Below are 21,789 nucleotides of genomic sequence, written 5' to 3' on the forward strand. Positions count from 1 at the left end.
GCACGGAAGCGGCCCCGGGGATCCACCCCGGGGCCGCTCCCTTCCTGCCGTCCGATCAGGCGATGCCGCGGATCGGCGGGTGGTGGAACGTCTCGCCGAACACCCGCTCGCTGGCTCCCTCGCGGTCGAGGTACGGCGTGGCGCCACCGTCGATGAAGGGCCAACCCGCGCCGAGGATGAGGCAGAGGTCGATGTCCTCGACCTCGGGCACGACGCCCTCGTCGAGCATCAGCTTGATCTCCTGCGCGAGGCCGTCCTGCACCCGGCGGAGGATCTCCTCAGCGGATGCCGGTGTCGATCCGGTCGCCTTCTTCGCGACCTTCTCGGCGGCCTTCGTGAAGCCGGTCACCCGGCCCCCCTTGTCCTTCTCGACCACCGCGTCGAGCGCGGCGAGCTCGTGGAAGTTCTCGTTCGCGTAGAAGCGGTCGGGGAAGGCGCGCACCATCGTGTCCTGCACGTGCGCGGCGACCTTCCAGCCGACGAGGTCGATGAGCTGGAACGGTCCCATGGGTAGGCCCAGCGGAGCGAACGCCTTCTCGACATCGGCGACGGGTGTGCCCTCGTAGACGGCGCGGGCCGCCTCGCCCATGACCTTGGCGAGCAGTCGGTTCACGACGAAGCCGGGCGCATCAGCGGTGAGGACCGCGTTCTTACCGAGGCCCTTCGCGACGACGAAGGCGGTCGACAGGGCGGCATCCGACGTCTTCGGCGTCTTCACGACCTCGATGAGCGGCATGACCGCGACCGGGTTGAAGAAGTGGAAGCCGACGAGTCGCTCGGGGTGCGCGAGCTTCGCGCCGATCTCCTCGACCGACAGCGACGAGGTGTTCGTCGCGAGGATCGCGTCCTCGGCCACCACGGCCTCGATCTCGGCGAAGACGGCCTGCTTGACGCCGACCTCTTCGAAGACGGCTTCGATGACGAAGTCGCAGTCGGCGTACGCGGACTTGTCCGTCGTCCCGGTCACGAGGGCGCGCAGCTTGTTGGCGGTGTCGCCGTCGAGCCGGCCCTTCGCCTCGAGCTTGCCGATATCGTCGTGGATGTACGCGACACCCTTGTCGACGCGCGCCTGGTCGAGGTCCGTGATGAGCACGGGCACCTGCAGCTTGCGCACGAACAGCAGCGCGAACTGGCTGGCCATGAGTCCCGCACCGATGACGCCGACCTTCGTGACCTTCTTCGCGAGAGCCTTGTCGGGCGCACCAACCGGCCGCTTCGCGCGCTTCTGCACGAGGTCGAACGCGTACATGGATGCCGCGAACTGGTCGCCCGTGACGAGCGAGGCGAGCGCCTCGTCCTCCCGCGCGAAGCCCTCGGCCTTGGTGCCGCTCTTGGCCTTGTCGAGCAGGTCGAGAGCCACGTACGGCGACCGGGGCACCGTTCCGATCTTCGACTCGAGCATGCCGCGGGCCATCTTGATCGCGATGGGCCACTTGGTGAGGCGCTCGATCTTGCCGGGGGCGTTCTTGCGCTCGACCTTGACGGCGCCGGTGAGGACGTCGTCGGCCCAGCGCAGCGACGATTCGAGGTAGCTCGAGGCGGGGAAGATCGCGTCCATGATGCCGAGGTCGTACGCCTGCTGCGGCTTGAGCACCCGGTTCTGCTTCAGCGGGTTCGAGATGACGACCTCGAGGGCGTTCTCGATGCCGATGAGGTTCGGCAGCAGGTACGCGCCGCCCCAGCCGGGGATGATCCCGAGGAAGACCTCCGGGAGGGCGATCGCCGCAGCCGAGGCATCCACCGTCCGGTAGGTCGAGTTCAACGCGATCTCGAGGCCGCCGCCGAGCGCGAGCCCGTTCACGAACGCGAACGAGGGCACGCCGAGGTCGGACAGCTTGCCGAGCACGTGATGGCCGAGCTGGGCGATGAGTCGCGCGTTCTCCACCGAACCGACGGTGCTGACCTCGCTGAGGTCGGCGCCGGCGGCCAGGATGTACTGCTTGCCGGTGATGCCGACGGCGTCGATCTCGCCCGCGGCCGCCCGCGTCGCCAGGGTGTCAAGCGTCGCGCCGAGCTCGGTGAGCGTCGCCGGGCCCAGCGTGTTGGGGCGGGTGTGGTCGCGGCCGTTGTCGAGCGTGATGAGGGCGAGGACCTTGCCGCTGGCGAGCGTGATGTCGCGGACGGGGGAGTGGGTCACGACCTCGCTGTCGGAGAGGGCGAGAAGGGGCGAGAAGTCGATCCGGTCGTAGTTCGTCATGGTCGGCTGCCTCACTTCTTCTTCTTGCCGTTGTAGTGCGGGTTCTCCCAGATGACGGAGCCCCCCTGTCCGAGGCCGACGCACATCGCGGTGAGGCCGTAACGGACGTCGGGTCGCTCCGCGAAGTGCGCCGCCAGCTGGATCATGAGGCGGACACCGGATGCCGCCAGCGGGTGCCCGAGCGCGATCGCGCCGCCCCAGGGGTTCACGCGCGGATCGTCGTCGGCGATGCCGAAGTGGTCGAGCAGCGAGATGACCTGCACGGCGAAGGCCTCGTTCAGCTCGAACAGGCCGATGTCGTCGATCGTGAGGCCCGCCTTCTTCAGCGCCTTCTCGGTCGAGGGGATCGGGCCGATGCCCATGATCTCGGGCTGGACGCCCGCGAAGGCGAACGAGACCATCCGCATCTTCGGCGTGAGCCCCAGTTCCTTGACCGCGCCGCCGCCGGCGAGGAGCGACATGGTCGCGCCGTCGGTGAGCGGGGAGGAGGTGCCGGCCGTCACGCGACCGTGCGGGCGGAACGGCGTCTTGAGGGCGGCGAGGTCGGCCATCGTCGTCTGCGGACGACGGCCCTCATCCTCGGTCGCCAGTCCCCACGCGCCGGCAGCATCCTTCACCGCGACGGGGACGAGGTCGGGCTGGAACTTGCCGGCTTCGTAGGCCGCCTGCGCCTTGTGCTGGCTCAGCATGCCGAACCGGTCGGAGCGCTCCTTCGTGAGCTGCGGGAACCGGTCGAAGATGCGCTCCGCCGTGACTCCCATGTTGAGGGCGCCGGGATCGACCATCTTCTCGGCGACGAACCGCGGGTTGGGGTCGGCGTTGCCGCCGATCGGGTAGTGCCCCATGTGCTCCACACCGCCCGCGAGCGCGACGTCGTACATGCCGACGCCGATCGCCCCGGCCATCGTGGTGACGCTCGTCATGGCGCCCGCGCACATCCGGTCGATGGCGAAGCCGGGGACCGTCTGCGGAAGCCCCGCGAGGATCGCCACCGACCGCCCCAGGGTCAGCCCCTGCTCGCCGGTCTGGCTCGTCGCGGCGATCGCGACGTCGTCGACGCGCTCAGCCGGGACGTCGGGGTTCCGTTCCATGAGGCCGATCGTCGCCTTGACGGCGAGGTCGTCGGCGCGCGTGTTCCAATACATGCCCTTTTCGCCCGCACGCCCGAACGGGGTGCGCATTCCGTCGACGAAATAGACGTCCGAAAGCTCGGCCACACTGCCTCCAATGATTGGGTTCCCACCCAGCCTAAGGAGGCCGCGATACCGCGAAAATCGGTTGGGTCGAACCTACGAAGCGGTCTCGGATGCCGCGTCGGGCACCTGCACGGAATCGACAAAGGCCGTGGCGATCACCTGTGCAGTCTGTGCAATCTGCCACGGGCGCGCGCCCAGCTCGCCGAGGGCATCGCCGATCGACTCGGCCGTCACCTCGGCCGGCGGATGCCAGGCCACACGGCGGAGCAGGTCGGGCGTCAGGAGGTTCTCCGTCGGCATCCCCAGCTCTTCGGCGCGCGCCTCCACGAGAGGCCGGGCGGCCTTCAAGCGCGCGTCCGCCGCGGGGTTGCGATCGGCCCATGCCCGGGGCGGCGGCATCCCGTCACCCGGGCCCCGCTCGGCGGGCAGGGCGGGATCTGCGCGCCCCGCCTCGATGGCCGCCCACCAGCGGTCCAGCTGACTGCGGCTCGCGCGTCCCGTGAACTCCTTCACGCGGGCGAGGTCCTGCTTGGTCGCGGGGTCTGCGATGACGGCCGCGACGAGCGCGCGGTCGGGCACGAGCCTTCCCGGGGAGACGTCCTCTTCGCGGGCGTAGTCCTCGCGGGCCTGCCACAGCGCACGGGCGACGGCGAGCGCGCGGCGACCGCGCACCGTGTGGAGCCCGCTCAGCCGGCGCCACGGCTCTTCGCGCGGCGGCTTGGGGGCGCGGGTGCGCACTGCCTCGAACTCCTCCTGGGCGAAGGCGGTCTTGCCCTGTTCATCGAGTTCGGTCGCCAGGGCGTCGCGGACGTCGATCAGGTGCAGCACGTCCAGCGCAGCGTATTCGAGCCACCCCTGGGGGAGCGGCCGGGTCGACCAGTCCGCCGCTGAGTGCGCCTTGGCCAGGGTGATGCCGAGCGTGTCCTCGACGACGGCGCCCAGACCCACCCGGTCGCGACCGAGCAGTCGGGCGGCGAGTTCGGTGTCGAAGATGCGGGGCGGCTCGAGTCCGGCCTCGCGCAGCGACGGCAGATCCTGGCTGGCGGCGTGCAGCACCCACTCCTCGTCGCCGATCGCCGCCTGCAGGGCGGAGAGGTCACCGATCGCGGGCGGGTCGAACAGGAACACCTCGCTGCCGCGCCGGTAGACCTGGATGAGGTAGGCGCGTTGCGAGTAGCGGAAGCCCGACGCCCGCTCGACGTCGACGGCCACGGGACCGTGACCGGCCGCCAGGCGCGACGCTGCGGCCGCCGCCGCATCCAGATCGGCGATGACCTCGTATTCAGCCACGTGTACTCCGCTGTCCGCCGAACACGGCGATGTTCTCCGAACCCGGGGGGAGACCTGCCAACATGCAGACCAGCTCGCCCCAGGCGTCCATGTGACCGGTCGGATCCCCGTCGGGGGACCACGACGCGCGGAGTTCGATCTGCGCACCGTCGCCCTCGGCGGCCAGCGTTCCGAAACCCTTCGAAAGGGTCTTGGTCGCTGTGCCGGATGCCGCGTGGAACGTCGCTCCACGCGCTGCGAGTGCATCGACCAGCCATGACCAGGCTACGTCGGCCAGCAGGGGATCGGTGCCGATCTCGGGTTCGAGAGGGGCCTGCGCGAAGCAGACGATCCGCCAGGAGCCGCCCCAGGCATCCGGTTCCGAGGCGTCATGGAGGATGACGATCCGGCCCGTCCCGTAAGGGGATTCACCGTCGTCGTCCGGACGCACGTCGCCCGCGAAGGCGATGGCCTCGGGGGCGAGGGATGCCGGTGCGGCGATCTCACGAACGACGAAGTCCTCGCGGAAGTGCAGGGCGCGCAACGCGTCGCTCACAGCGAGGAACTCCGGCGTCCCGGTCGGGGGTTCGGTCACGGCGACAGACTAGAGTGAGGGCACCATGAAGGCTTCCAGGCGCGCCGTCCCCGACGCGGCCCGACCCGGGACCGTTCCCACGATGCGCAGCACAGTCGTCGCACTCACCACGGCGCTCGTCAGCACGACGGGACTGCTCGCGCTCCTCGCCGGTCGCGTCGCGCGGCGCGTCGTGACGCTCTCCGCTCGGGTGCCGGACACGACCCTCGTCGACGTCGACGTCGACGTCGCCGCGCAGACCATCACGCTCTCGCGCTCGGCGGACACCGTCCTCCCGGGGCGTTACGGCCTGTTCACCACCGGGACGCAGAGCTACATCAAGCTCGGCACCGTGCTCGCCGCGGGGACGGACACCGTCACCCGCAAGCTCCTCACCCAGATCGACGAGTCGGATCGCCTCGACGCCGCCGCAGCCTTCAGCGGGTGGTACTTCTCCGATCCCGCCGAACTGCATCTCCCGTTCGAGGAGGTCTCGGTCAGCACTTCGCTCGGGTCGTGCCCCGCGTGGGTGTTCCCCGCGGACGGCGGGAGCGACGTCTGGGCGGTGCACATCCACGGACGCGGCACGACGCGTGCGGAGACCCTGCGGGCCGTGCCGGTCTTCCATGCCGCGGGGATCACCTCGATGCTCACCTCCTACCGCAACGATGCCGACGCCCCGCGCAGCCGCGGAGGGAGTTCGGCACTGGGCGCGACCGAGTGGCGCGACGTCGACCGCGCGATCGGCTACGCCCGCCGCGCCGGGGCGCGGCGCATCATCCTCATGGGGTGGTCGATGGGCGGCGCGATCGCGCTGCAGCTGGCGGCGGGATCTGCCCACCGCGACCTCATCGCCGGCGTCATCCTCGACTCGCCCGTCGTCGACTGGCGCCGCGTGCTGACGCATCACGCCGACCTCACCCGCATCCCGCGCCCGCTGACGCATCTCGCCCTCGACGCGCTGACCCGCCCATGGGCGTCGTCGCTGACGGGGGCGGGCGACCCGATCCCGTGGGACCGTCTCGACGTCCTCGCCCGCGCGGACGAGCTCGTCGCGCCGATCCTGATCCTGCACAGCGCGGCGGACGACTTCGTGCCGCCGGCGGCCTCCCGTGCGCTGCGGGATCGACGTCCCGACCTCGTCACGCTCGACGAGTTCGAGGGGGCCCGGCACACGAAGCTGTGGAACTACGACGAGGAGCGCTGGACCTCGGACATCCGCGACTGGCTGTCGGCGCGGGACCTCACCGGCGACGCAGACGCAGGTAACTGAATCCGTCGTCGTCGACGAGCACGCCCGCGGGTGTCGTGTCGACGGCGTCCGTCAGCGGCAGGAACGGTCCGGCGCTCGGGACCAACCGGGGCGCTGCCGTGATGCAGTACTCGTCGACGACGTCGGCCGCGGCGAACTGTCCGGCCAACGACGGGCCGCCCTCGCAGACGATGCGTCGGATGCCGCGGTCGGCGAGGGCGGAAAGGATGCCGGGCACCGGCATCCGTCCGTCGTCCAGCGTGACGCGGACGAGGGTGACACCGGGCACGGGGCGCGGGGTCGGCGCGTCCGGGGGCAGCAGGAGGAGCACCTGGTCTTCGGGTCCGTCGGCGGCGGGTTCGAGTCGGTGCCCGGCGAGGTCACCCGCTCGCGACACGACCACGAGGCGGGAGCGACGGGGGAGGACGTACCCCTCGGCTCGCACGGTCTGCGCTCCCACGACGACGGCGTCCGCGCCCGCGCGGATGACGCCGAGGATCGCGCGGTCGGCGCGGTTCGTGAGGGTGTCGCTCGTGCCGTCCGGGCCGACGGCCGACCCCGTCAAGGAGGTGATCATGTTGAGGCGGACCCAGGCGTCCGCGGCCGGCGCGTACCGGTCGGCCAACCATGCGCGCCCCTTGGGCGTCGCGGCATCAACCCGCTCCCCGGTCGACGGCAGCACCTCGGTCACCCACACGCCGCCATCCTCGCACGCGCTGCGGGCCGCGAAGGGGACTGCGCCCGGCGGCTAGGCTGGTCGGGTGCCCCTCACCTCCTCCGGAACCACGCACCTGAGCGAACGCGATCCGAAGGTGAGCGGTGCCGAGATGGTCGCCGCTCTCGTGCCGCCGCCGCAGTTCGACGGGGCCACCTTCGAGACCTACCGCGCCGACGAGGCCTATCCCTCGCAGCAGGGGGCCAAGGACCTGCTCGAGGTCTTCAGCTCGGGTCGTGGGGCACCCGCCGCGCGGGGAGGCTTCTTCCGACGCGCCAAGCGCGAAGCGCCGATGAAGCCGGGCGTGTACCTCGACGGCGGCTTCGGCGTCGGCAAGACCCACCTGCTCGCCGCGATCTACCACGCGATGCCGGCACGCCGGAAGTACTTCGGCTCGTTCATCGAGTACACCGCGCTGGTCGGGGCGCTGGGCTATCAGAAGACCGTCGAACTCTTCCGCGGCGCGGACCTGCTGTGCATCGACGAGTTCGAGCTCGACGATCCGGGCGACACGATGGTGATGACGCGACTCATCGCCGAGCTCGTCCCCACCGGCACGAAGCTCGCCGCAACCTCCAACACCCCGCCGAACGCACTGGGGGAGGGGCGGTTCGCCGCGCAGGACTTCCTCCGCGAGATCCATGCGATGGCCGAACACTTCCAGACCATTCGGATCGACGGCACCGACTACCGGCAGCGCGCCGTCGACGGTCACGCGGTCGTCCTCGACGACGTCGCCTACGAGAGCGCGATGACGGATGCCGCGGCATCCGCTCTCGTCTCCGATGACGACTTCGGGGCGTTCATCCGCCATCTCGCCTCGGTGCACCCGTCGCGGTACATCCGCCTCATCGAGGGGATCGGGACCATCGGCCTGCGGAACGTGGTCGGATTCGACGACCAGTCCGCCGCCCTGCGCTTCGTGGCGTTCGTCGACCGCGCGTACGACGCGCAGATCCCGATCCGCGCCACCGGGACTCCGCTCGATTCCGTGTTCCGCGAGGACATGCTCGCGGGCGGATACCGCAAGAAGTACCTCCGCGCCGTCTCGCGCCTGGTGGCTCTCACCCACTCCTAGGGTGCTCGTCGCCTCACTCGCAGAGCCGGGAAACCTGATGTTTACCTGCTCGACCCGCTCGTAATCGGCGCGAAACACGACGCATCCCGCCGCGGAAACTCGACGGCGCCAAACTGATCGCGCCCGACAGCGCTGCCTACCCGAATGAACAGGCGCGCCGGGACCGAGTTACACAACACATGAGTGAGGAACTTCATGGACAGCGGAAACCTCGCGTGGTCTGTCGCCGCGACAGCCCTCGTACTCTTCATGACGCCGGGCGTCGCGTTCTTCTACGGGGGTCTCGTCAAGGCCAAGAGCGTCGTGAGCATGATGATGCTCAGCTTCGGCGCCATGGGTCTCATCGGCGTCCTCTGGATCCTGTTCGGGTTCAACATGAGCCTCGGCGGAGGCACGTTCGCCTTCTCCGGTAACCCGTTCGTCGACTTCGGGCTCGCCGCGGCGGACAGCGACACCCTCGTCGGCGCCACATACGGAGCCACCTTCGCGATCATCACGGTGGCCCTCATCTCGGGCGCGATCGCCGACCGCGCAAAGTTCGGCGCGTGGATGATCTTTGCGGGCATCTGGGCAACGGTCGTCTACTTCCCCGTCGCCGCCTGGGTGTGGGGCGACGGCTGGATCTTCAACTGGGGTGACAACACGGGGCTGCCCGGAGTCATCGACTACGCCGGTGGTACCGCTGTCCACATCAACGCCGGTGCAGCCGCTCTCGCCCTCGCGCTGGTTCTGGGCAAGCGGGTCGGGTTCCAGAAGGGCATCCACAAGCCCCACAACGTGCCACTCGTCATGCTCGGTGCCGCGATCCTCTGGTTCGGCTGGTTCGGCTTCAACGCGGGTGCCGAGGGCACCTTCGGTCTGCTCGGCACCGAGGACCAGGCCGTGGGCACCATCGTCATCAACACGCTCGGCGCCACCGCCGCCGCGATCCTGGGTTGGACTCTCGTCGAGAAGCTCAAGGACGGCAAGGCGACGTCGGTCGGGGCAGCCTCCGGTGCAGTCGCCGGTCTCGTCGCCATCACCCCCGCGTGCGCCGCTCTGGCGCCGGGATGGGCGCTCCTGCTCGGTGTCATCGCCGGCGCGGTCTGTGCCCTCGCGATCGAGCTGAAGTGGAAGCTTGGCTACGACGACTCGCTCGATGTGGTCGGCGTGCACCTCGTCGGCGGTGTCCTCGGCACCCTGTACCTCGGCTTCTTCGCGACCGGCACCGGCCTGTTCACCGGTGGTGACGCGGGCCAGCTGATCTCGCAGACCGTCGCCGCCTTCGCGGTCCTCATCTACTCGTTCGTGGTCGCCTTCGTCATCGGCTTTGCAATCGAGAAGACGATCGGCTTCCGGGTGAAGAACGAGGACGAGATCGCCGGCATCGACACCGTCGTCCACGGCGAAGAGGGTTACGCTCTCGTCGACTGATACGCACCTCGCACCGAAGGGGCGCCGCGGACGAATCCGCGGCGCCCCTTCCGTGCGTCCACGGGTCTGGGGGTGAGCTCACCGGTCGGGGCCCGACTGCGAGCCGTTGGTCGCGGACCCCGAAGCGGTAGCGATTCTGCGATGAGCAGCTGCTCCAGGAAGTGGACACCGCTACCGCGGCGAGATCGACGCAGGTCGGGGGCCGGAGGGATGAAGGCGTCGACGGCCTGGGTGGAGGACCGTCCCGGCTTCTTCCGCATGACCGTGGCGGTCACGAACTGCTACGTGATCCGGGATCCCGAAGGTGTGACGCTCGTCGACGCCGGACTGTCCGCCACGGGAAAGGTCCTCGACGCCCTCTCGGCGACCTGGGCCTGCGTCGTCAGGACATCGATGCCGTCCTCCTCGTGCACGCGCACGTCACTTCGCGACGCGCGGCGTCCTGCTGTCGGGTGACGCGCTCGTCACGCTCGATCCGTACACCGGCAAGCGCGGTCCGCAGATCGTCGCGAATGCGGCGACGAAGGATGCAGCGACCGCGCTGCGCTCCCTCGACGCGCTCGAGGCGACCGAGGCGGGCGTGGTGCTGACGGGGCATGGGGACCCCTGGATCTCGGGGATCGCCTCAGCTGCTCGACGGGCCCGGGTCGTCGGTCCACACTGATCCGGACAAGGGCGAAGCCCCGGTGGTCTGAGACCTGCCGGGGCTTGTTCGGTGGGCGATGCCGGACTCGAACCGACGACCTCTTCCGTGTGAAGGAAGCGCGCTACCAACTGCGCCAATCGCCCGAATGACACTCGGGCCGGTGTCCGAGCATACCGGATCGGAAGGCTCGGACCGAACCGGCGCGGGGGTGCGGGGGATGACACGCGCGGGGCGTGCTCGGTTTTGCACTGGGCCCGGAATCGTCTACTGTTTAACGAGTGCCGGAGAGATCCGGAACGAAATGCGGATGTAGCGCAGTGGTAGCGCATCACCTTGCCAAGGTGAGGGTCGCGAGTTCGAATCTCGTCATCCGCTCGAGTGTGGGGATCTTCCTCCGGGGAGATCGCGTCACGTGGGTCAAACCACACACGGTGGCGTGGCCGAGTGGCTAGGCAGCGGCCTGCAAAGCCGTCCACACGGGTTCGAATCCCGTCGCCACCTCCACTCACAACTCAACAGCCTTCACGGGCGCGATTGGCGCAGCGGTAGCGCGCTTCCCTGACACGGAAGAGGTCACTGGTTCGATCCCAGTATCGCGCACAGACAAACCCCCGGTTCTCCGGGGGTTTTTTGTTGTGCGCGGGCGGCGCTGCGCGGGCCCGAGGCGCCCCGGGCCCGCGCAGCGAGGGGTCAGCCGACGGCTGCGACCTGCTCCGTCTCGGGCAGCTCGTGGAGTCCGGCGGGGGAGTTCGCGGCAGCCATAAGGCGCTCGACCCACTCGTGGTTGAGCGGGATGCGGGTGTCGCCCCGCCGGCGGAAGGCGAGGCTCGACGCCCGGTTCATCCACACGGTCGTGCGGCCGGTGCCTTCACCCGCGGCGCGCGACCACGTGAAGAGGAAGGCTTCGCCGCGGCGGAGCTTGGCGTAGATGACGGCTTCGAGGTGCGCGAGAGTGCGATCGTCGATGTCGAAGCGTGTGGTGCTGTTGTAGGCGAGGAGTCCCATGGAACCGACCCTGGTCGAGGCGTACAGAAGGGCGGAGCTGCGGTCTCCACGGTCATCCTCTCACCCGCGCGGGCCATTCCCGCGCACCGGCCGGACGTGTCACACGGTCGTCACAGGTCGCTGAGAAAATGCGGACATGACCACCGCCCGGATCATCGTCCTGTTCGTCCTCGCCGCCGTCGCCGAGATCGGCGGCGCCTGGCTGATCTGGCAGGCCGTGCGGGAGAACCGCGGATGGTGGTTCGCGCTGCTCGGGATCGTCGCCCTCGGCGCCTACGGCTTCGTCGCCGCCCTGCAGCCCGACGCTCATTTCGGACGGGTGCTCGCCGCGTACGGGGGAGTGTTCGTCGCCGGATCCTTGGCCTGGGGGATCGTCGTCGACGGGTTCCGCCCCACCGTGTGGGATTACGTGGGCTCCGGTGTCGCCCTGGTCGGGGCCGCGATCATCATCTTCGCGCCAGTGGTGACCGACGCCGTCGACGGATGATCGCGACCCCGCGGCCGATCAGGGGACGATGACCGCGCGCCCCCGCACCTTCCCGGCCGCGAGCGCCTCATAGGCCTTCGGGCCGTCGTCGAGGGAGTACCGCTGCACCTCGACCGACACCTGACCCGATCGTGCGAGGTCGAGTACCTCGATCAACTCACTGCGCGATCCCCAGTATGGGATGCGGACGGCGGCGTCGTAGGCGATGGATCCGAAGCCCACGTGAGCCGTGCCCCCACCGATCCCGACGATGGTCACGTCGGCGTCGACGGCCGCTGCGCCGACCGCGGTGGCGATGGTCGGTTGCGCACCGACGAAGTCGAACACCGCATTCGCACCCAGGCCGCCGGTGAGGTCGCGGATGGCGTCGACAGCCTTCTCATCGCTCAGCACGGCGTGATGCGCGCCGACCTCCCGCGCGAGCGCCAGCTTCTCGTCATTCACGTCCAACGCGATGACCGTCGTCGCCGATACGGCACGCAGTATCTGGATCGCGACGTGCCCGAGACCGCCCGTCCCGATCACGACGGCGGTCGTGCCGGCGCCGAGCTTCGGCAGCGAGGTCTTGATCGCGTGATACGGGGTGAGCCCGGCATCCGTCAGGGAGACGTTCTTCACGGGGTCCAGATCGCCGAGCGGAACGAGGTGACGGGCGCTGTCGACGATCATGTACTCCGCCATCGATCCGGGTGCGCCGAGGCCGGGAGGCATGATCCCTTCGGACTGCGCGTTCGTGCAGTAGTTCTCTTTGCCCTGCGCGCAGTTGCGGCAGCGCCCGCATCCCCACGGTCCGTACACCGCGACGGCGTCGCCGACCTGCAGGTGCTCGACGCCCTCGCCGAGCTCTTCGACGATGCCCGCCCCCTCGTGCCCGAGGGTCAACGGCAGGGTGTATCCCGCGGCGGTGTACTCCTCCTCGCTGAGCCCCATGACGAACTCGTCCGAGTGGCAGACGCCTGCCGCGGTGACCTTGAGCAGCACCTGCCCGGGACCTGGAGTCGGCTTCTCGATCTCGACGACCTCGGGGTGTGAACCAATGCGCGTGTACTGGAGTGCCTTCATGCGCGGCACGCTACGCCGCATGCGTCTCGCGGCGCATGCCCCTGCGCCGCGGCATCCCGACCGATAGGATCCCGCCATGGCCCACCTCGTGCTCACTGTGGTCGGCGACGACCGCCCGGGACTTGTCAACGCCCTCGCCGAGCAGGTCTCGGCCGCGGGAGGCAACTGGGAGCGCAGCGAGCTCGCCGAGCTGGCCGGCGCCTTCGCCGGCATCGTGCTCGTCTCGATCGACGACGACCGTGAGGCCGACCTCGTCACGGCGCTCGAAGGACTCGACGGGATGCTGCGCGTCACCGTCCACGGCGGACACGTGGCCTCGGTGACCGAACCCGTCGAGCGCGCGATGGAGGTCACCGTCCTCGGCAACGACCGCCCCGGGATCGTGCGCGACGTGACCGCGGCGATCGCCGCCCACGCGCTGAGCATCGACACCTTCCGCAGTCGGACGCTCGACGCGCCGATGGCGGGCGGGACGCTCTTCGAGGCGACGGTCGCGTTCCGCGTGCCGGCCGGAGCGGATGCCGCGCCGGTGACGGCCGCGCTGGAGGAGCTCGCGGGCGAGATCCAGGTGGACCTCACCGTCGCTTGACGTGCACCGCGTCGACGTGATCCGCTCCCGCCTGCGGGCCGCAGCAGACCCGTCCCGCGCGGCCGGCCAGCAGGCGTACATGAAGTCCGACCTCCCGTTCCTCGGCGTGCGGGTGCCGGAGACGCGACGGATCGCGCGGGCGGCGGCCGCGGGGGAGACCGACCCCCTGCGCATCCTCGACGACGCGCGGGAGCTGTGGGATGCGGCATCCCATCGCGAGGAGCGGTACGCGGCCATGATGCTCCTGGCCGTGCCGCCCGCCCGCGCGGACCTGCGGATCGTGCCGCTCGTCGAGCACATGGTGCGCACCGGCAGATGGTGGGACGTCACGGACGAACTGAGCGGCCGCATCCGCGAACTCCTCGACGAGCATCCCCGCGACGGAGACGCCCTCGTGCGCGGGTGGTGTGTGAGCGAGGAGCTGTGGCTGCGACGCCTCGCGATCCTCAGCCAGCTCGGTCGCCGCGAGCGGACGGACCTGCGCCTGCTGACCGACGCGCTCGAGCCGAACCTCCGCGACGGCGAGTTCTTCATCCGCAAGGCCATCGGCTGGGCGTTGCGCGACGCCGCCCGGGCCTACCCGGAATGGGTGTCCGCCTACGTTGCCGCCCACGCGCTGAGTCCGCTCAGCCGTCGCGAGGCGCTGAAGCACCTCTGAGGTCAGCGCAGGAGCAGCGGGACGGTGGCCGCGGCGACGACGAGGGGAGCCGCCACGAGACCCCACAGGATGAAGCGACGCCACGGCAGGTGCACTCCCGCCGCCACGAGCCGCTGGTGCCAGAGCAGGGTGGCCAGCGACGCCCACGGCGTGATGAGCGGACCGGCGTTCACGCCGATCAGCACGGCGGCCAGGCGCTCCGGCGTGTCCGCCGTCGATTCGAGCAGCAGATACGCGGGAAGGTTGTCGAGCGCATTCGCGGTCACGAGCGCCGTTCCCGACATCCGCAGCAGGTCGACCGGCGCCGACCCCGATCCGGCCACCGCCGTCGCCAGCTGTCCCGAGCCCCACGCCTCGAGGGCGGCGACGGCCGAGAAGAGCCCGGCAGCGAACACGAGCAGCGACCACGGCACGAGCCGCAGCCCCAGAGCCTTCGGCGAGCGCCACGCGAACAGACCGATCAGGGCGAGCGCCGCCACCGTCGCGGGGATCCACGGCTCGATCCCGCTCACGAGCAACGGCAGCAGGGTGAGGACGATGACGGATGCCGCGACGAGCTGCACCCGGTCGCTCACCCGCGGCGGCGGGGCCACCGTGAACGAGCCGACCAGCGAGCGCCGGTGGATGACCCACAGGAGGGCGACGGTCACCAGGACGGCGAGGGCGGCGGACGGTCCGAGCAGGAGCACGAACGAGGCCGGGTCGGCGGCCCCCGGCATCCGGGCCAGGGCGAGGAGGTTCGTGAGGTTCGACACCGGCAGCAGGAGCGACGCCGTGTTCGCCAGCCACACCGTCGCGAGGGCGAACGGCAGCGGCGGCAGCCCGTTCGCGCGTGCGACGGTGATCACGACGGGGGTGAGGAGGACGGCGGTGGTGTCGAGCGACAGGAACGCGGTGGTCACGATCGCGAGGGCCACGACGAGTGCCCAGAGCAGAGCGGTGCGTCCCCGGGACATCCGCGCCAGCCACGACGCCGTGACGTCGAAGACCCCGGCCTTCGCCGCGAGCTCCGCGACGACGGTGACCGCCACGACGAACGCGAGGATCGGGAGCACGCGCTCGGCGACCACGCCCAGCTCGGAGAGAGGCAGGATGCCGGTGGCGACGGCGACGATCGCGCCCGCGAGCAGGACGACCCCCGCGAGAGCGAGCTTCACGGCATCCATCATCGCCCCTCCCGGCGGCCCAGTAGACTCGCATGATGCAGAACAGCCGGGTGTCCCACCTCGCCGGCACGCGAACGCCGCGGGCCTGAGCGGGCGGAGCGCGTACAGCGCTCGAAGCTGAGTCACCGTGATCCGAGCCACCTTCTGGAGATCTCCCCTTGTCTGATCCGATCGCCCCGGCGGATGTCGCCCTTCCCGCCGACGGTTTCGCCCTGTTCCCCGACCGCTCCATCGTCGCGCTCCGCATCCGCGGCGAGCTGAAGGACCTCGCGACGGTCGTCGACTCTCTCGACGGCGTCGAGCCGGTCACCGTGTCGAGCCCCGACGGGCTGAGCATCCTGCGCCACTCGACGGCCCACATCCTCGCGCAGGCGGTGCAGCGCGTCCGCCCGCAGGCGAACCTCGGGATCGGCCCGCCGATCACCGACGGCTTCTACTACGACTTCGGCGTCGAGGAGCCCTTCACCCCCGAGGACCTCAAGGCCATCAAGAAGGAGATGGAGCGCATCGTCCGTGAAGGACAGCGTTTCGTCCGCCGCGTGGTGACCGATGACGAGGCCCGCGCCGAGCTCGCCCATGAGCCGTTCAAGCTCGAGCTGATCGGGCTGAAGGGCGGGTCGCAGGAGGCGGCCGAGGGCGCGTCCGTCGAGGTGGGCGCCGGCGAACTCACCATCTACGACAACGTCACCCGCGACGGTGAGACCGCGTGGAAGGACCTCTGCCGAGGGCCCCACGTCCCGAGCACCCGCATCGCCGGCAACGGCTGGGACCTCACTCGCGTCGCCGGGGCCTACTGGCGCGGCAGCGAGAAGAACCCGCAGCTGCAGCGCATCTACGGCACCGCGTGGCCCACGAAGGACGAGTTGCGCGCCTACCAGCACCGACTCGAGGAGGCCGCCAAGCGCGACCACCGCAAGCTCGGCAAGGACCTCGACCTCTTCTCCTTCCCCGAAGAGATCGGGCCCGGCCTGTCGGTGTTCCACCCCAAGGGCGGAATCATCCGGTACGAGATCGAGCGCTACATGCGCGAGAGCCTCCTCGCCAACGGGTACCAGGTCGTGAACACGCCCCACATCACCAAGGGCGACCTGTTCATGACGAGCGGTCACCTGCAGTGGTACGCCGACGGCATGTACCCCCCGATGGTGCTCGACGAGGTGGTGGATGCCGACGGTCACGTCTCACGCGAGGGCCAGGAGTACTACCTCAAGCCCATGAACTGCCCGTTCCACAACCTGATCTTCCGCTCGCGCGGACGCAGCTACCGCGAACTGCCGCTGCGGCTCAGCGAATTCGGCTCGGTCTACCGCTACGAGAAGAGCGGCACGCTCGCCGGCCTCACCCGTGTGCGGGGGATGACGCAGGACGACACCCACATCTATGTGACCGCCGACCAGGTCAAGGGCGAGCTCGAGCACAGTCTCGAGTTCGTGCTGAAGACCCTGCGCGACTACGGGCTGAACGACTTCTACCTCGAGCTGTCGACGAAGGAGGAGGGCAACCCCAAGTTCATCGGCGACGACAGCCTGTGGGACGAGGCGACGCAGACCCTCCGTGAGGTCGCCGAGGGTTCCGGTCTCGAGCTCGTGCCCGACCCGGGCGGGGCCGCGTTCTACGGCCCGAAGATCTCGGTCCAGGCACGTGACGCGATCGGTCGCACCTGGCAGATGTCGACGATCCAGCTCGACTTCAACCAGCCCGAGCGGTTCGAGCTCGAGTACACCGGTCCCGACGGTGAGAAGCACCGCCCCGTCATGATCCACCGTGCGCTGTTCGGCTCGATCGAGCGCTTCTTCGCGATCCTGCTCGAGCACTACGCGGGGGCCTTCCCGGTGTGGCTCGCTCCGGTCCAGGTCGTCGGCATCCCCGTCGCCGAGGAGTACGGGCCGTACCTCGACGAGATCGTGGCGCGCCTGCGCACCGAGGGCGTCCGCGCCGAGGTCGATCACTCCGACGACCGCATGCCCAAGAAGATCCGCACCCACACGACCCAGAAGGTCCCCCTTCAGCTCATCGCGGGGGAGCAGGACCGTTCGGGGGGCACGGTGTCGTTCCGGTTCCGTGACGGCTCGCAGACCAACGGCATCCCCGTCGACGAGGCGATCGACAAGATCGTCGCGGCGATCGCGGACCGCACGCTCGTGAACACCGCGGAGGACCTGGCATGACGGACGACGACCGCCGCGTGGAGGTTGCCGCCGAGCTGGCGGGCGTGCCCGACGAGTTCCAGCGACTGTGGACGCCGCATCGGATGGCCTACATCCAGGCGGGTCCGGAGCCCTTGAAGCACGACTGCCCGTTCTGCGCCGCCCCGGGCAAGACCGACGAGGAGGGTCTCATCGTCGCGCGCGGTGAGACCGCCTACGTCCTGCTGAACCTCTTCCCGTACAACTCGGGACACCTGCTGGTCTGCCCGTACCGTCACTTCGCGACGTACGACGACGCGACCCCGGAGGAGGTCGCCGAGATCGGCGCGCTGACCCAGGTCGCGATGAGGGTCCTGCGCACGGTCGCGAAGTGCGACGGGTTCAACCTCGGCATGAACCAGGGCACGGTCGCCGGTGCGGGCGTCGCGGAGCACCTGCATCAGCACGTCGTGCCGCGCTGGGCGACGGACGCGAACTTCTTCCCGATCATCGCCAAGACGAAGGCCCTGCCGCAGTTGCTCGGCGAGGTTCGGCAGGCCGTGGCCGACGGCTGGCCCGTCATCTGACGAGCCGGCCGCCCCGCCACGTCAGCGGACCTGCGTGACCTCGAACTGCATGCGCGGGTGGGCGTAGGCCTCCTGCGCCTCGATCAGTCGGAGCTCGCGCGAACCCGCGTCGTACGTCTGCTGCAGCAGGTCGAAGACGCTCGAGGTCGTCCGCGCGAGGGCGTCCGCCGCGTCGCCGGTGCGGCGGAAGTGCGCCGTGAACAGGGCCGCCGTGACGTCACCCGAGCCGTTGGCCTTCATGGGGATGTGGGGGGTGCGGACGATCCACGCGCCGTCGTCCGTGACCGCGAGCATCTCGATCGTCCCCTCGGGGCGGTCGGGACGCTCGACGCTCGTGACGAGGACCGTCGACGGGCCCATCGCCCGGGCGGCGTCGACCGACGCGAGCGTCGACTCGAGGTCCGACGGCTCGGTCCCGGTGAGGAACCCCAGTTCGAACTGGTTCGGCGTGATGAGGTCGGCGGCCGGGACGACCCGCTCGCGCAGCAGGACCGGGATGGCCGGGGCCACGAAGCATCCGCTCTTCGCGTTGCCCATGACGGGGTCGCACGCGTAGATCGCGTTCGGGTTGGCGGCCTTCACCCGGGCGACCGCGTCGAGGATGACGTCGCCGATGCCCTCGCCGCCCTGGTACCCCGAGAGGACGGCGTCGATCTCGCCGAACGCGCCGCGCTCCTCGATGCCGGTGATGACGTCGGCGACGTCCTGCGGGCTGATGAGCGGGCCCCGCCACGCGCCGTACCCGGTGTGGTTCGAGAAGTTCACGGTGTACACCGGGTACACCTCGACGCCGATGCGCTGCAGCGGGAACACTGCGGCAGAGTTTCCGACGTGACCGTACGCGACGGCGGACTGGATGGAGAGGATCTTCACGGGGCGGTACTCGCTTCCGGTGAGGGCGCGATGGCTCGCGCCGAGGCGGCGACGTCGGCGGCCAGGCGCGCGAGGTCGGTGTCGGACAAATCGTGGACGGTCAGGCGCAGGCGGTGGGTCGCCGCGGGATCGGCGAGGACGAACTCGTCGCCGGGACGGGCGAGCCACCCACGACGCATGAGCTGCTCGGCGACGGCGCGGGCGGGAGCGGGGACACGCACCCACACGCTCAGCCCGTCGCCCGCCGCGGTGGGCAGGCCGAGTCGCGTCAGTTCCGCGGCGAAGCGGTCGTTACGTGCGCGGTAATGGCGTGCGGCGCGCTCCACCCCGGCCAGGACGGCGTCGTCGGAGACGAGCGCGAGCACGAGACGCTGCAGTAGGTGGCTCACCCACGTGGACCCGGGGCTCAGTCGGCGCGCCAGGCGCTCGGCGGTCTCGGGGTCGCTCGCGGTGACCGCGAGGCACATGTCGGGCCCGAGGAACTTCGACACCGAGCGGATGAGGGCCCACCGTCGGTGCCCGGGTCCGATGATCGAGTGGTACGGCTCGCGCGAGAGCATCGAGAAGTGGTCGTCCTCGATGACGAGGACGTACGGATGCTGCTCCAGCACGGCGCGCAGCTGCGCCGCCCGCTCGGCGGTCAGACTCACACCGGTGGGGTTCTGCGCGCGCGGAGTGCACACGATGGCGCGCACGCCGGCGTCGAGCGCGGCGCGCAGCCCGGCGACCGTCATTCCCTGATCGTCGACGGGGATCGGGACCGGCCGGTAACCGCCGATCCTTACCGTGCGGAGGGCGGAGAGGAAGCAGGGATCCTCGAGCCCGACGGCGTCGTCGCGGGTGAGGGCGTCGGCGAAGAGGCGCTCGAGCGCGTCGACCGCGCCGCCCGTGATGGTGAGGCGCAGCTCGGCGCGTTCGGGCAGATCCTTCGCGATCCACTGAGACGCCCACGCCTCGAGGTCGGGGTCGATCGTCGGTTCGCCGTAGAGGACGGGCCGACCCGCGAGGCTCGACAGCGCATGCGAGGGATCCGGGATGAGCGCGGGGTCCGGGTTCCCCGTCCCGATGTCGCGCAGCACGGTGTCGGCGGCGAAACCCTCCTGCGCCGGGTCCGACCGCGGCGCGACGCGGGTACCGGCGCGGCCGGCGGTCGCGACCGCGCCGGCGGCGGCGAGGAGGCGGTACGCGGCGACGACCGTGTTGCGGTTCACCCCGACGAGGTCGGCGAGCGCGCGGACGGAGGGGAGCGCGGCGCCGGGAGTGAGGTCGCCTCGATCGATGAGGGCACGGATGCTGTCCGCGATCTCAGCGGCGGTCTCGCCGCCGATCGCCAGGACATCGTCTGCCATGGGACGAGTCTATGTCCGTGTCGTGCTAGGTTTTGGCCTATGCCAACGACCACGACTGGAACCGCGCGGGTGAAGCGCGGCCTCGCCGAAATGCTCAAGGGCGGCGTCATCATGGACGTCGTCACCGCCGACCAAGCCAAGATCGCCGAGGACGCCGGCGCCGTCGCCGTCATGGCGCTCGAACGCGTGCCCGCCGACATCCGCGCCCAGGGCGGCGTCGCCCGCATGAGCGACCCCGACCTCATCGACGACATCATCGCGTCGGTCTCCATCCCGGTGATGGCCAAGGCGCGCATCGGGCACTTCGTCGAGGCGCAGGTGCTGCAGGAGCTCGGCGTCGACTACATCGACGAGTCCGAGGTGCTCTCACCCGCCGACTACGTGAACCACATCGACAAGTGGGACTTCACGGTGCCGTTCGTCTGCGGGGCGACGAACCTCGGCGAAGCCCTGCGACGCATCACCGAAGGTGCGGCCATGATCCGCTCGAAGGGCGAGGCCGGCACCGGCGACGTGTCCGAGGCGATGAAGCACATCCGCAAGATCCGCGGGGAGATCGCCGCCCTCGCCGCGCTGCCCAAGGACGAGCTCTACGTCGCGGCCAAGGAACTGCAGGCGCCCTACGAGCTCGTCGCCGAGGTCGCCGAGACCGGCACCCTGCCCGTCGTCCTCTTCGTCGCCGGCGGTGTCGCGACACCCGCGGACGCGGCCATGATGATGCAGCTCGGAGCCGACGGCGTCTTCGTGGGCTCGGGCATCTTCAAGAGCGGCAACCCCGCCGAACGTGCCGCGGCGATCGTCAAGGCGACGACGTTCCACGACGACGCGAAGGTGATCGCCGACGTCTCACGGGGGCTCGGTGAGGCGATGGTCGGCATCAACGTCTCCGACCTCGCCGCACCGCACCGGCTCGCCGAGCGGGGATGGTGACCGCTCCCCGCGTCGGTGTCCTCGCCCTCCAGGGCGACGTCCGCGAACACACGCGCGTGCTCGCCGAGCTCGGCGCCGACGTCGTCCCGGTCCGGCGGCCGGAGGAGCTCGCGCAGGTGCGGGGGCTCGTGCTCCCCGGGGGCGAGTCGAGTGTCATCGACAAGCTCTCCCGCGCGTTCGGGATGCAGGAGCCCATCCGTTCCGCCATCGCGGAGGGGATGCCGGTGTACGGCACCTGTGCCGGCCTCATCCTCCTCGCCGATCGCCTCGCGGACGGGATCGCCGGGCAGCAGACGTTCGGCGGCCTGGACGTGACGGTGCGCCGGAACGCGTTCGGCGGCCAGGTCGAGTCCTTCGAGACCGAGCTGGCGGTGCCGGCGGTCGGCGAGCCGCCGGTGCGCGCGACCTTCATTCGCGCCCCCGTCGTCGAAGAGGTCGGACCGGCGGCCGAGGCGATCGCCGCCCTCCCCGACGGCAGGGTCGTGGGGGTGCGCCAGGGTGCGGTCATCGGTCTCTCCTTCCACCCGGAGCTCGATGCCGAGACCCGTTTCCACGAGTTGTTCCTTGCGAGCGTGCGCGACGCGTAGCGGCCCCGTGTCGGCACGGTCGTAGACTGG

Annotated in this window: 21 protein-coding genes and 4 tRNA genes; 14 read left to right on the top strand and 11 right to left on the bottom strand. The window is 70.2% G+C overall.

The window, feature by feature from the left end:
• Window positions 1-55: 55 nt before the first annotated feature.
• The 4 genes from Q9S36_RS01695 to Q9S36_RS01710 all read right to left on the bottom strand — a co-directional run bounded on the left by Q9S36_RS01695 (window position 56) and on the right by Q9S36_RS01710 (window position 5,257).
• Window positions 56-2,197, bottom strand: coding sequence for a 3-hydroxyacyl-CoA dehydrogenase NAD-binding domain-containing protein (locus Q9S36_RS01695; protein ID WP_311283701.1), 2,142 nt, complete (start codon window positions 2,195-2,197; stop codon window positions 56-58).
• A gap of 11 nt (window positions 2,198-2,208) precedes the next feature.
• Complete coding sequence (locus tag Q9S36_RS01700; protein ID WP_253034609.1) at window positions 2,209-3,414, bottom strand: thiolase family protein; 1,206 nt, start codon at window positions 3,412-3,414, stop codon at window positions 2,209-2,211.
• A 72-nt stretch (window positions 3,415-3,486) separates the two neighbouring features.
• A complete protein-coding gene (locus tag Q9S36_RS01705; RefSeq protein WP_311283702.1) occupies window positions 3,487-4,683 on the bottom strand; it encodes a ribonuclease D in 1,197 nt (398 codons plus the stop codon).
• Window positions 4,676-5,257 carry a DUF3000 domain-containing protein gene (locus tag Q9S36_RS01710; RefSeq protein ID WP_311283703.1) on the bottom strand — a complete coding sequence of 194 codons (582 nt, stop codon included), beginning with the start codon at window positions 5,255-5,257 and terminating at the stop codon, window positions 4,676-4,678. The genes Q9S36_RS01705 and Q9S36_RS01710 overlap by 8 nt, the downstream gene beginning before the upstream one ends.
• A gap of 25 nt (window positions 5,258-5,282) precedes the next feature.
• Here Q9S36_RS01710 and Q9S36_RS01715 point away from each other — a divergent pair, with 25 nt between their 5' ends.
• The gene (locus Q9S36_RS01715; protein ID WP_311283704.1) at window positions 5,283-6,509 is read left to right on the top strand and encodes an alpha/beta fold hydrolase; all 1,227 of its coding nucleotides are present in this window, start codon (window positions 5,283-5,285) and stop codon (window positions 6,507-6,509) included.
• Here Q9S36_RS01715 and Q9S36_RS01720 read toward each other — a convergent pair.
• Window positions 6,481-7,185 (bottom strand): dihydrofolate reductase family protein, encoded by a 705-nt coding sequence (locus Q9S36_RS01720; RefSeq protein ID WP_311283705.1) that lies wholly within the window; start codon window positions 7,183-7,185, stop codon window positions 6,481-6,483. The genes Q9S36_RS01715 and Q9S36_RS01720 overlap by 29 nt on opposite strands.
• A gap of 64 nt (window positions 7,186-7,249) precedes the next feature.
• Here Q9S36_RS01720 and zapE point away from each other — a divergent pair, with 64 nt between their 5' ends.
• The 3 genes from zapE (at window position 7,250) to Q9S36_RS01735 (ending at window position 10,150) form a co-directional block, all read left to right on the top strand.
• On the top strand, window positions 7,250-8,281 hold the full coding sequence (zapE, locus tag Q9S36_RS01725; RefSeq protein ID WP_311283706.1) for a cell division protein ZapE: 1,032 nt from the start codon (window positions 7,250-7,252) through the stop codon (window positions 8,279-8,281).
• Window positions 8,282-8,476: 195 nt separating this feature from the next.
• Complete coding sequence (locus Q9S36_RS01730) at window positions 8,477-9,694, top strand: ammonium transporter (protein ID WP_311283707.1); 1,218 nt, start codon at window positions 8,477-8,479, stop codon at window positions 9,692-9,694.
• 210 nt (window positions 9,695-9,904) lie between these two features.
• Complete coding sequence (locus Q9S36_RS01735; RefSeq protein WP_311283708.1) at window positions 9,905-10,150, top strand: hypothetical protein; 246 nt, start codon at window positions 9,905-9,907, stop codon at window positions 10,148-10,150.
• A gap of 260 nt (window positions 10,151-10,410) precedes the next feature.
• Here Q9S36_RS01735 and Q9S36_RS01740 read toward each other — a convergent pair.
• Window positions 10,411-10,483, bottom strand: a tRNA-Val gene (locus tag Q9S36_RS01740).
• A gap of 160 nt (window positions 10,484-10,643) precedes the next feature.
• Here Q9S36_RS01740 and Q9S36_RS01745 point away from each other — a divergent pair.
• From Q9S36_RS01745 to Q9S36_RS01755, 3 genes are all read left to right on the top strand, one after another.
• Window positions 10,644-10,715: transfer RNA gene (locus Q9S36_RS01745), tRNA-Gly, on the top strand.
• A gap of 55 nt (window positions 10,716-10,770) precedes the next feature.
• Window positions 10,771-10,844, top strand: a tRNA-Cys gene (locus Q9S36_RS01750).
• A gap of 24 nt (window positions 10,845-10,868) precedes the next feature.
• Window positions 10,869-10,940 (top strand) — tRNA-Val (locus tag Q9S36_RS01755).
• Window positions 10,941-11,030: 90 nt separating this feature from the next.
• Here Q9S36_RS01755 and Q9S36_RS01760 read toward each other — a convergent pair.
• Window positions 11,031-11,345, bottom strand: coding sequence for a hypothetical protein (locus Q9S36_RS01760; protein WP_311283709.1), 315 nt, complete (start codon window positions 11,343-11,345; stop codon window positions 11,031-11,033).
• 136 nt (window positions 11,346-11,481) lie between these two features.
• Between Q9S36_RS01760 and Q9S36_RS01765 the strand changes: the two genes are divergently transcribed.
• Window positions 11,482-11,832, top strand: coding sequence for a YnfA family protein (locus tag Q9S36_RS01765; protein ID WP_064002111.1), 351 nt, complete (start codon window positions 11,482-11,484; stop codon window positions 11,830-11,832).
• Between the two features lie 18 nt (window positions 11,833-11,850).
• On the opposite strand, the gene Q9S36_RS01770 is transcribed toward Q9S36_RS01765, so the two are convergent.
• Entirely contained in the window at window positions 11,851-12,894 is a 1,044-nt protein-coding gene (locus tag Q9S36_RS01770) for an NAD(P)-dependent alcohol dehydrogenase (protein ID WP_311283710.1), read from the bottom strand.
• A gap of 76 nt (window positions 12,895-12,970) precedes the next feature.
• Here Q9S36_RS01770 and Q9S36_RS01775 point away from each other — a divergent pair, with 76 nt between their 5' ends.
• Window positions 12,971-13,483 carry a glycine cleavage system protein R gene (locus Q9S36_RS01775; RefSeq protein ID WP_253034616.1) on the top strand — a complete coding sequence of 171 codons (513 nt, stop codon included), beginning with the start codon at window positions 12,971-12,973 and terminating at the stop codon, window positions 13,481-13,483.
• Between the two features lies 1 nt (window position 13,484).
• Window positions 13,485-14,141: a DNA alkylation repair protein gene (locus Q9S36_RS01780; protein ID WP_311283712.1), complete on the top strand. Its 657-nt coding sequence runs from the start codon at window positions 13,485-13,487 to the stop codon at window positions 14,139-14,141.
• A gap of 2 nt (window positions 14,142-14,143) precedes the next feature.
• On the opposite strand, the gene Q9S36_RS01785 is transcribed toward Q9S36_RS01780, so the two are convergent.
• Window positions 14,144-15,310 carry an SLC13 family permease gene (locus Q9S36_RS01785; protein ID WP_311283713.1) on the bottom strand — a complete coding sequence of 389 codons (1,167 nt, stop codon included), beginning with the start codon at window positions 15,308-15,310 and terminating at the stop codon, window positions 14,144-14,146.
• Window positions 15,311-15,465: 155 nt separating this feature from the next.
• Between Q9S36_RS01785 and thrS the strand changes: the two genes are divergently transcribed.
• Window positions 15,466-17,475 (top strand): threonine--tRNA ligase, encoded by a 2,010-nt coding sequence (gene thrS / locus Q9S36_RS01790; RefSeq protein ID WP_311283714.1) that lies wholly within the window; start codon window positions 15,466-15,468, stop codon window positions 17,473-17,475.
• Entirely contained in the window at window positions 17,472-18,020 is a 549-nt protein-coding gene (locus Q9S36_RS01795) for an HIT domain-containing protein (protein ID WP_311283716.1), read from the top strand. The genes thrS and Q9S36_RS01795 overlap by 4 nt, the downstream gene beginning before the upstream one ends.
• 21 nt (window positions 18,021-18,041) lie before the next feature.
• Here the strand turns inward: Q9S36_RS01795 and pdxY are convergent, their stop codons facing one another.
• Together pdxY and Q9S36_RS01805 are read right to left on the bottom strand one after the other, a co-directional pair.
• Window positions 18,042-18,893 (bottom strand): pyridoxal kinase PdxY, encoded by an 852-nt coding sequence (gene pdxY / locus Q9S36_RS01800; protein WP_311283717.1) that lies wholly within the window; start codon window positions 18,891-18,893, stop codon window positions 18,042-18,044.
• A complete protein-coding gene (locus Q9S36_RS01805; protein WP_311283718.1) occupies window positions 18,890-20,242 on the bottom strand; it encodes an aminotransferase class I/II-fold pyridoxal phosphate-dependent enzyme in 1,353 nt (450 codons plus the stop codon). Before Q9S36_RS01805 ends, pdxY begins: the two co-directional genes overlap by 4 nt.
• A gap of 39 nt (window positions 20,243-20,281) precedes the next feature.
• On the opposite strand from Q9S36_RS01805, the gene pdxS reads away from it, so the two are divergent.
• Together pdxS and pdxT are read left to right on the top strand one after the other, a co-directional pair.
• Window positions 20,282-21,172, top strand: a complete 891-nt coding sequence (pdxS, locus tag Q9S36_RS01810; RefSeq protein ID WP_311283719.1) for a pyridoxal 5'-phosphate synthase lyase subunit PdxS — start codon at window positions 20,282-20,284, stop codon at window positions 21,170-21,172.
• Window positions 21,166-21,759 carry a pyridoxal 5'-phosphate synthase glutaminase subunit PdxT gene (gene pdxT, locus Q9S36_RS01815; protein WP_253034623.1) on the top strand — a complete coding sequence of 198 codons (594 nt, stop codon included), beginning with the start codon at window positions 21,166-21,168 and terminating at the stop codon, window positions 21,757-21,759. Before pdxS ends, pdxT begins: the two co-directional genes overlap by 7 nt.
• Window positions 21,760-21,789: the final 30 nt, after the last annotated feature.

The sequence above is a fragment of the Microbacterium sp. ARD31 genome (assembly GCF_031844425.1).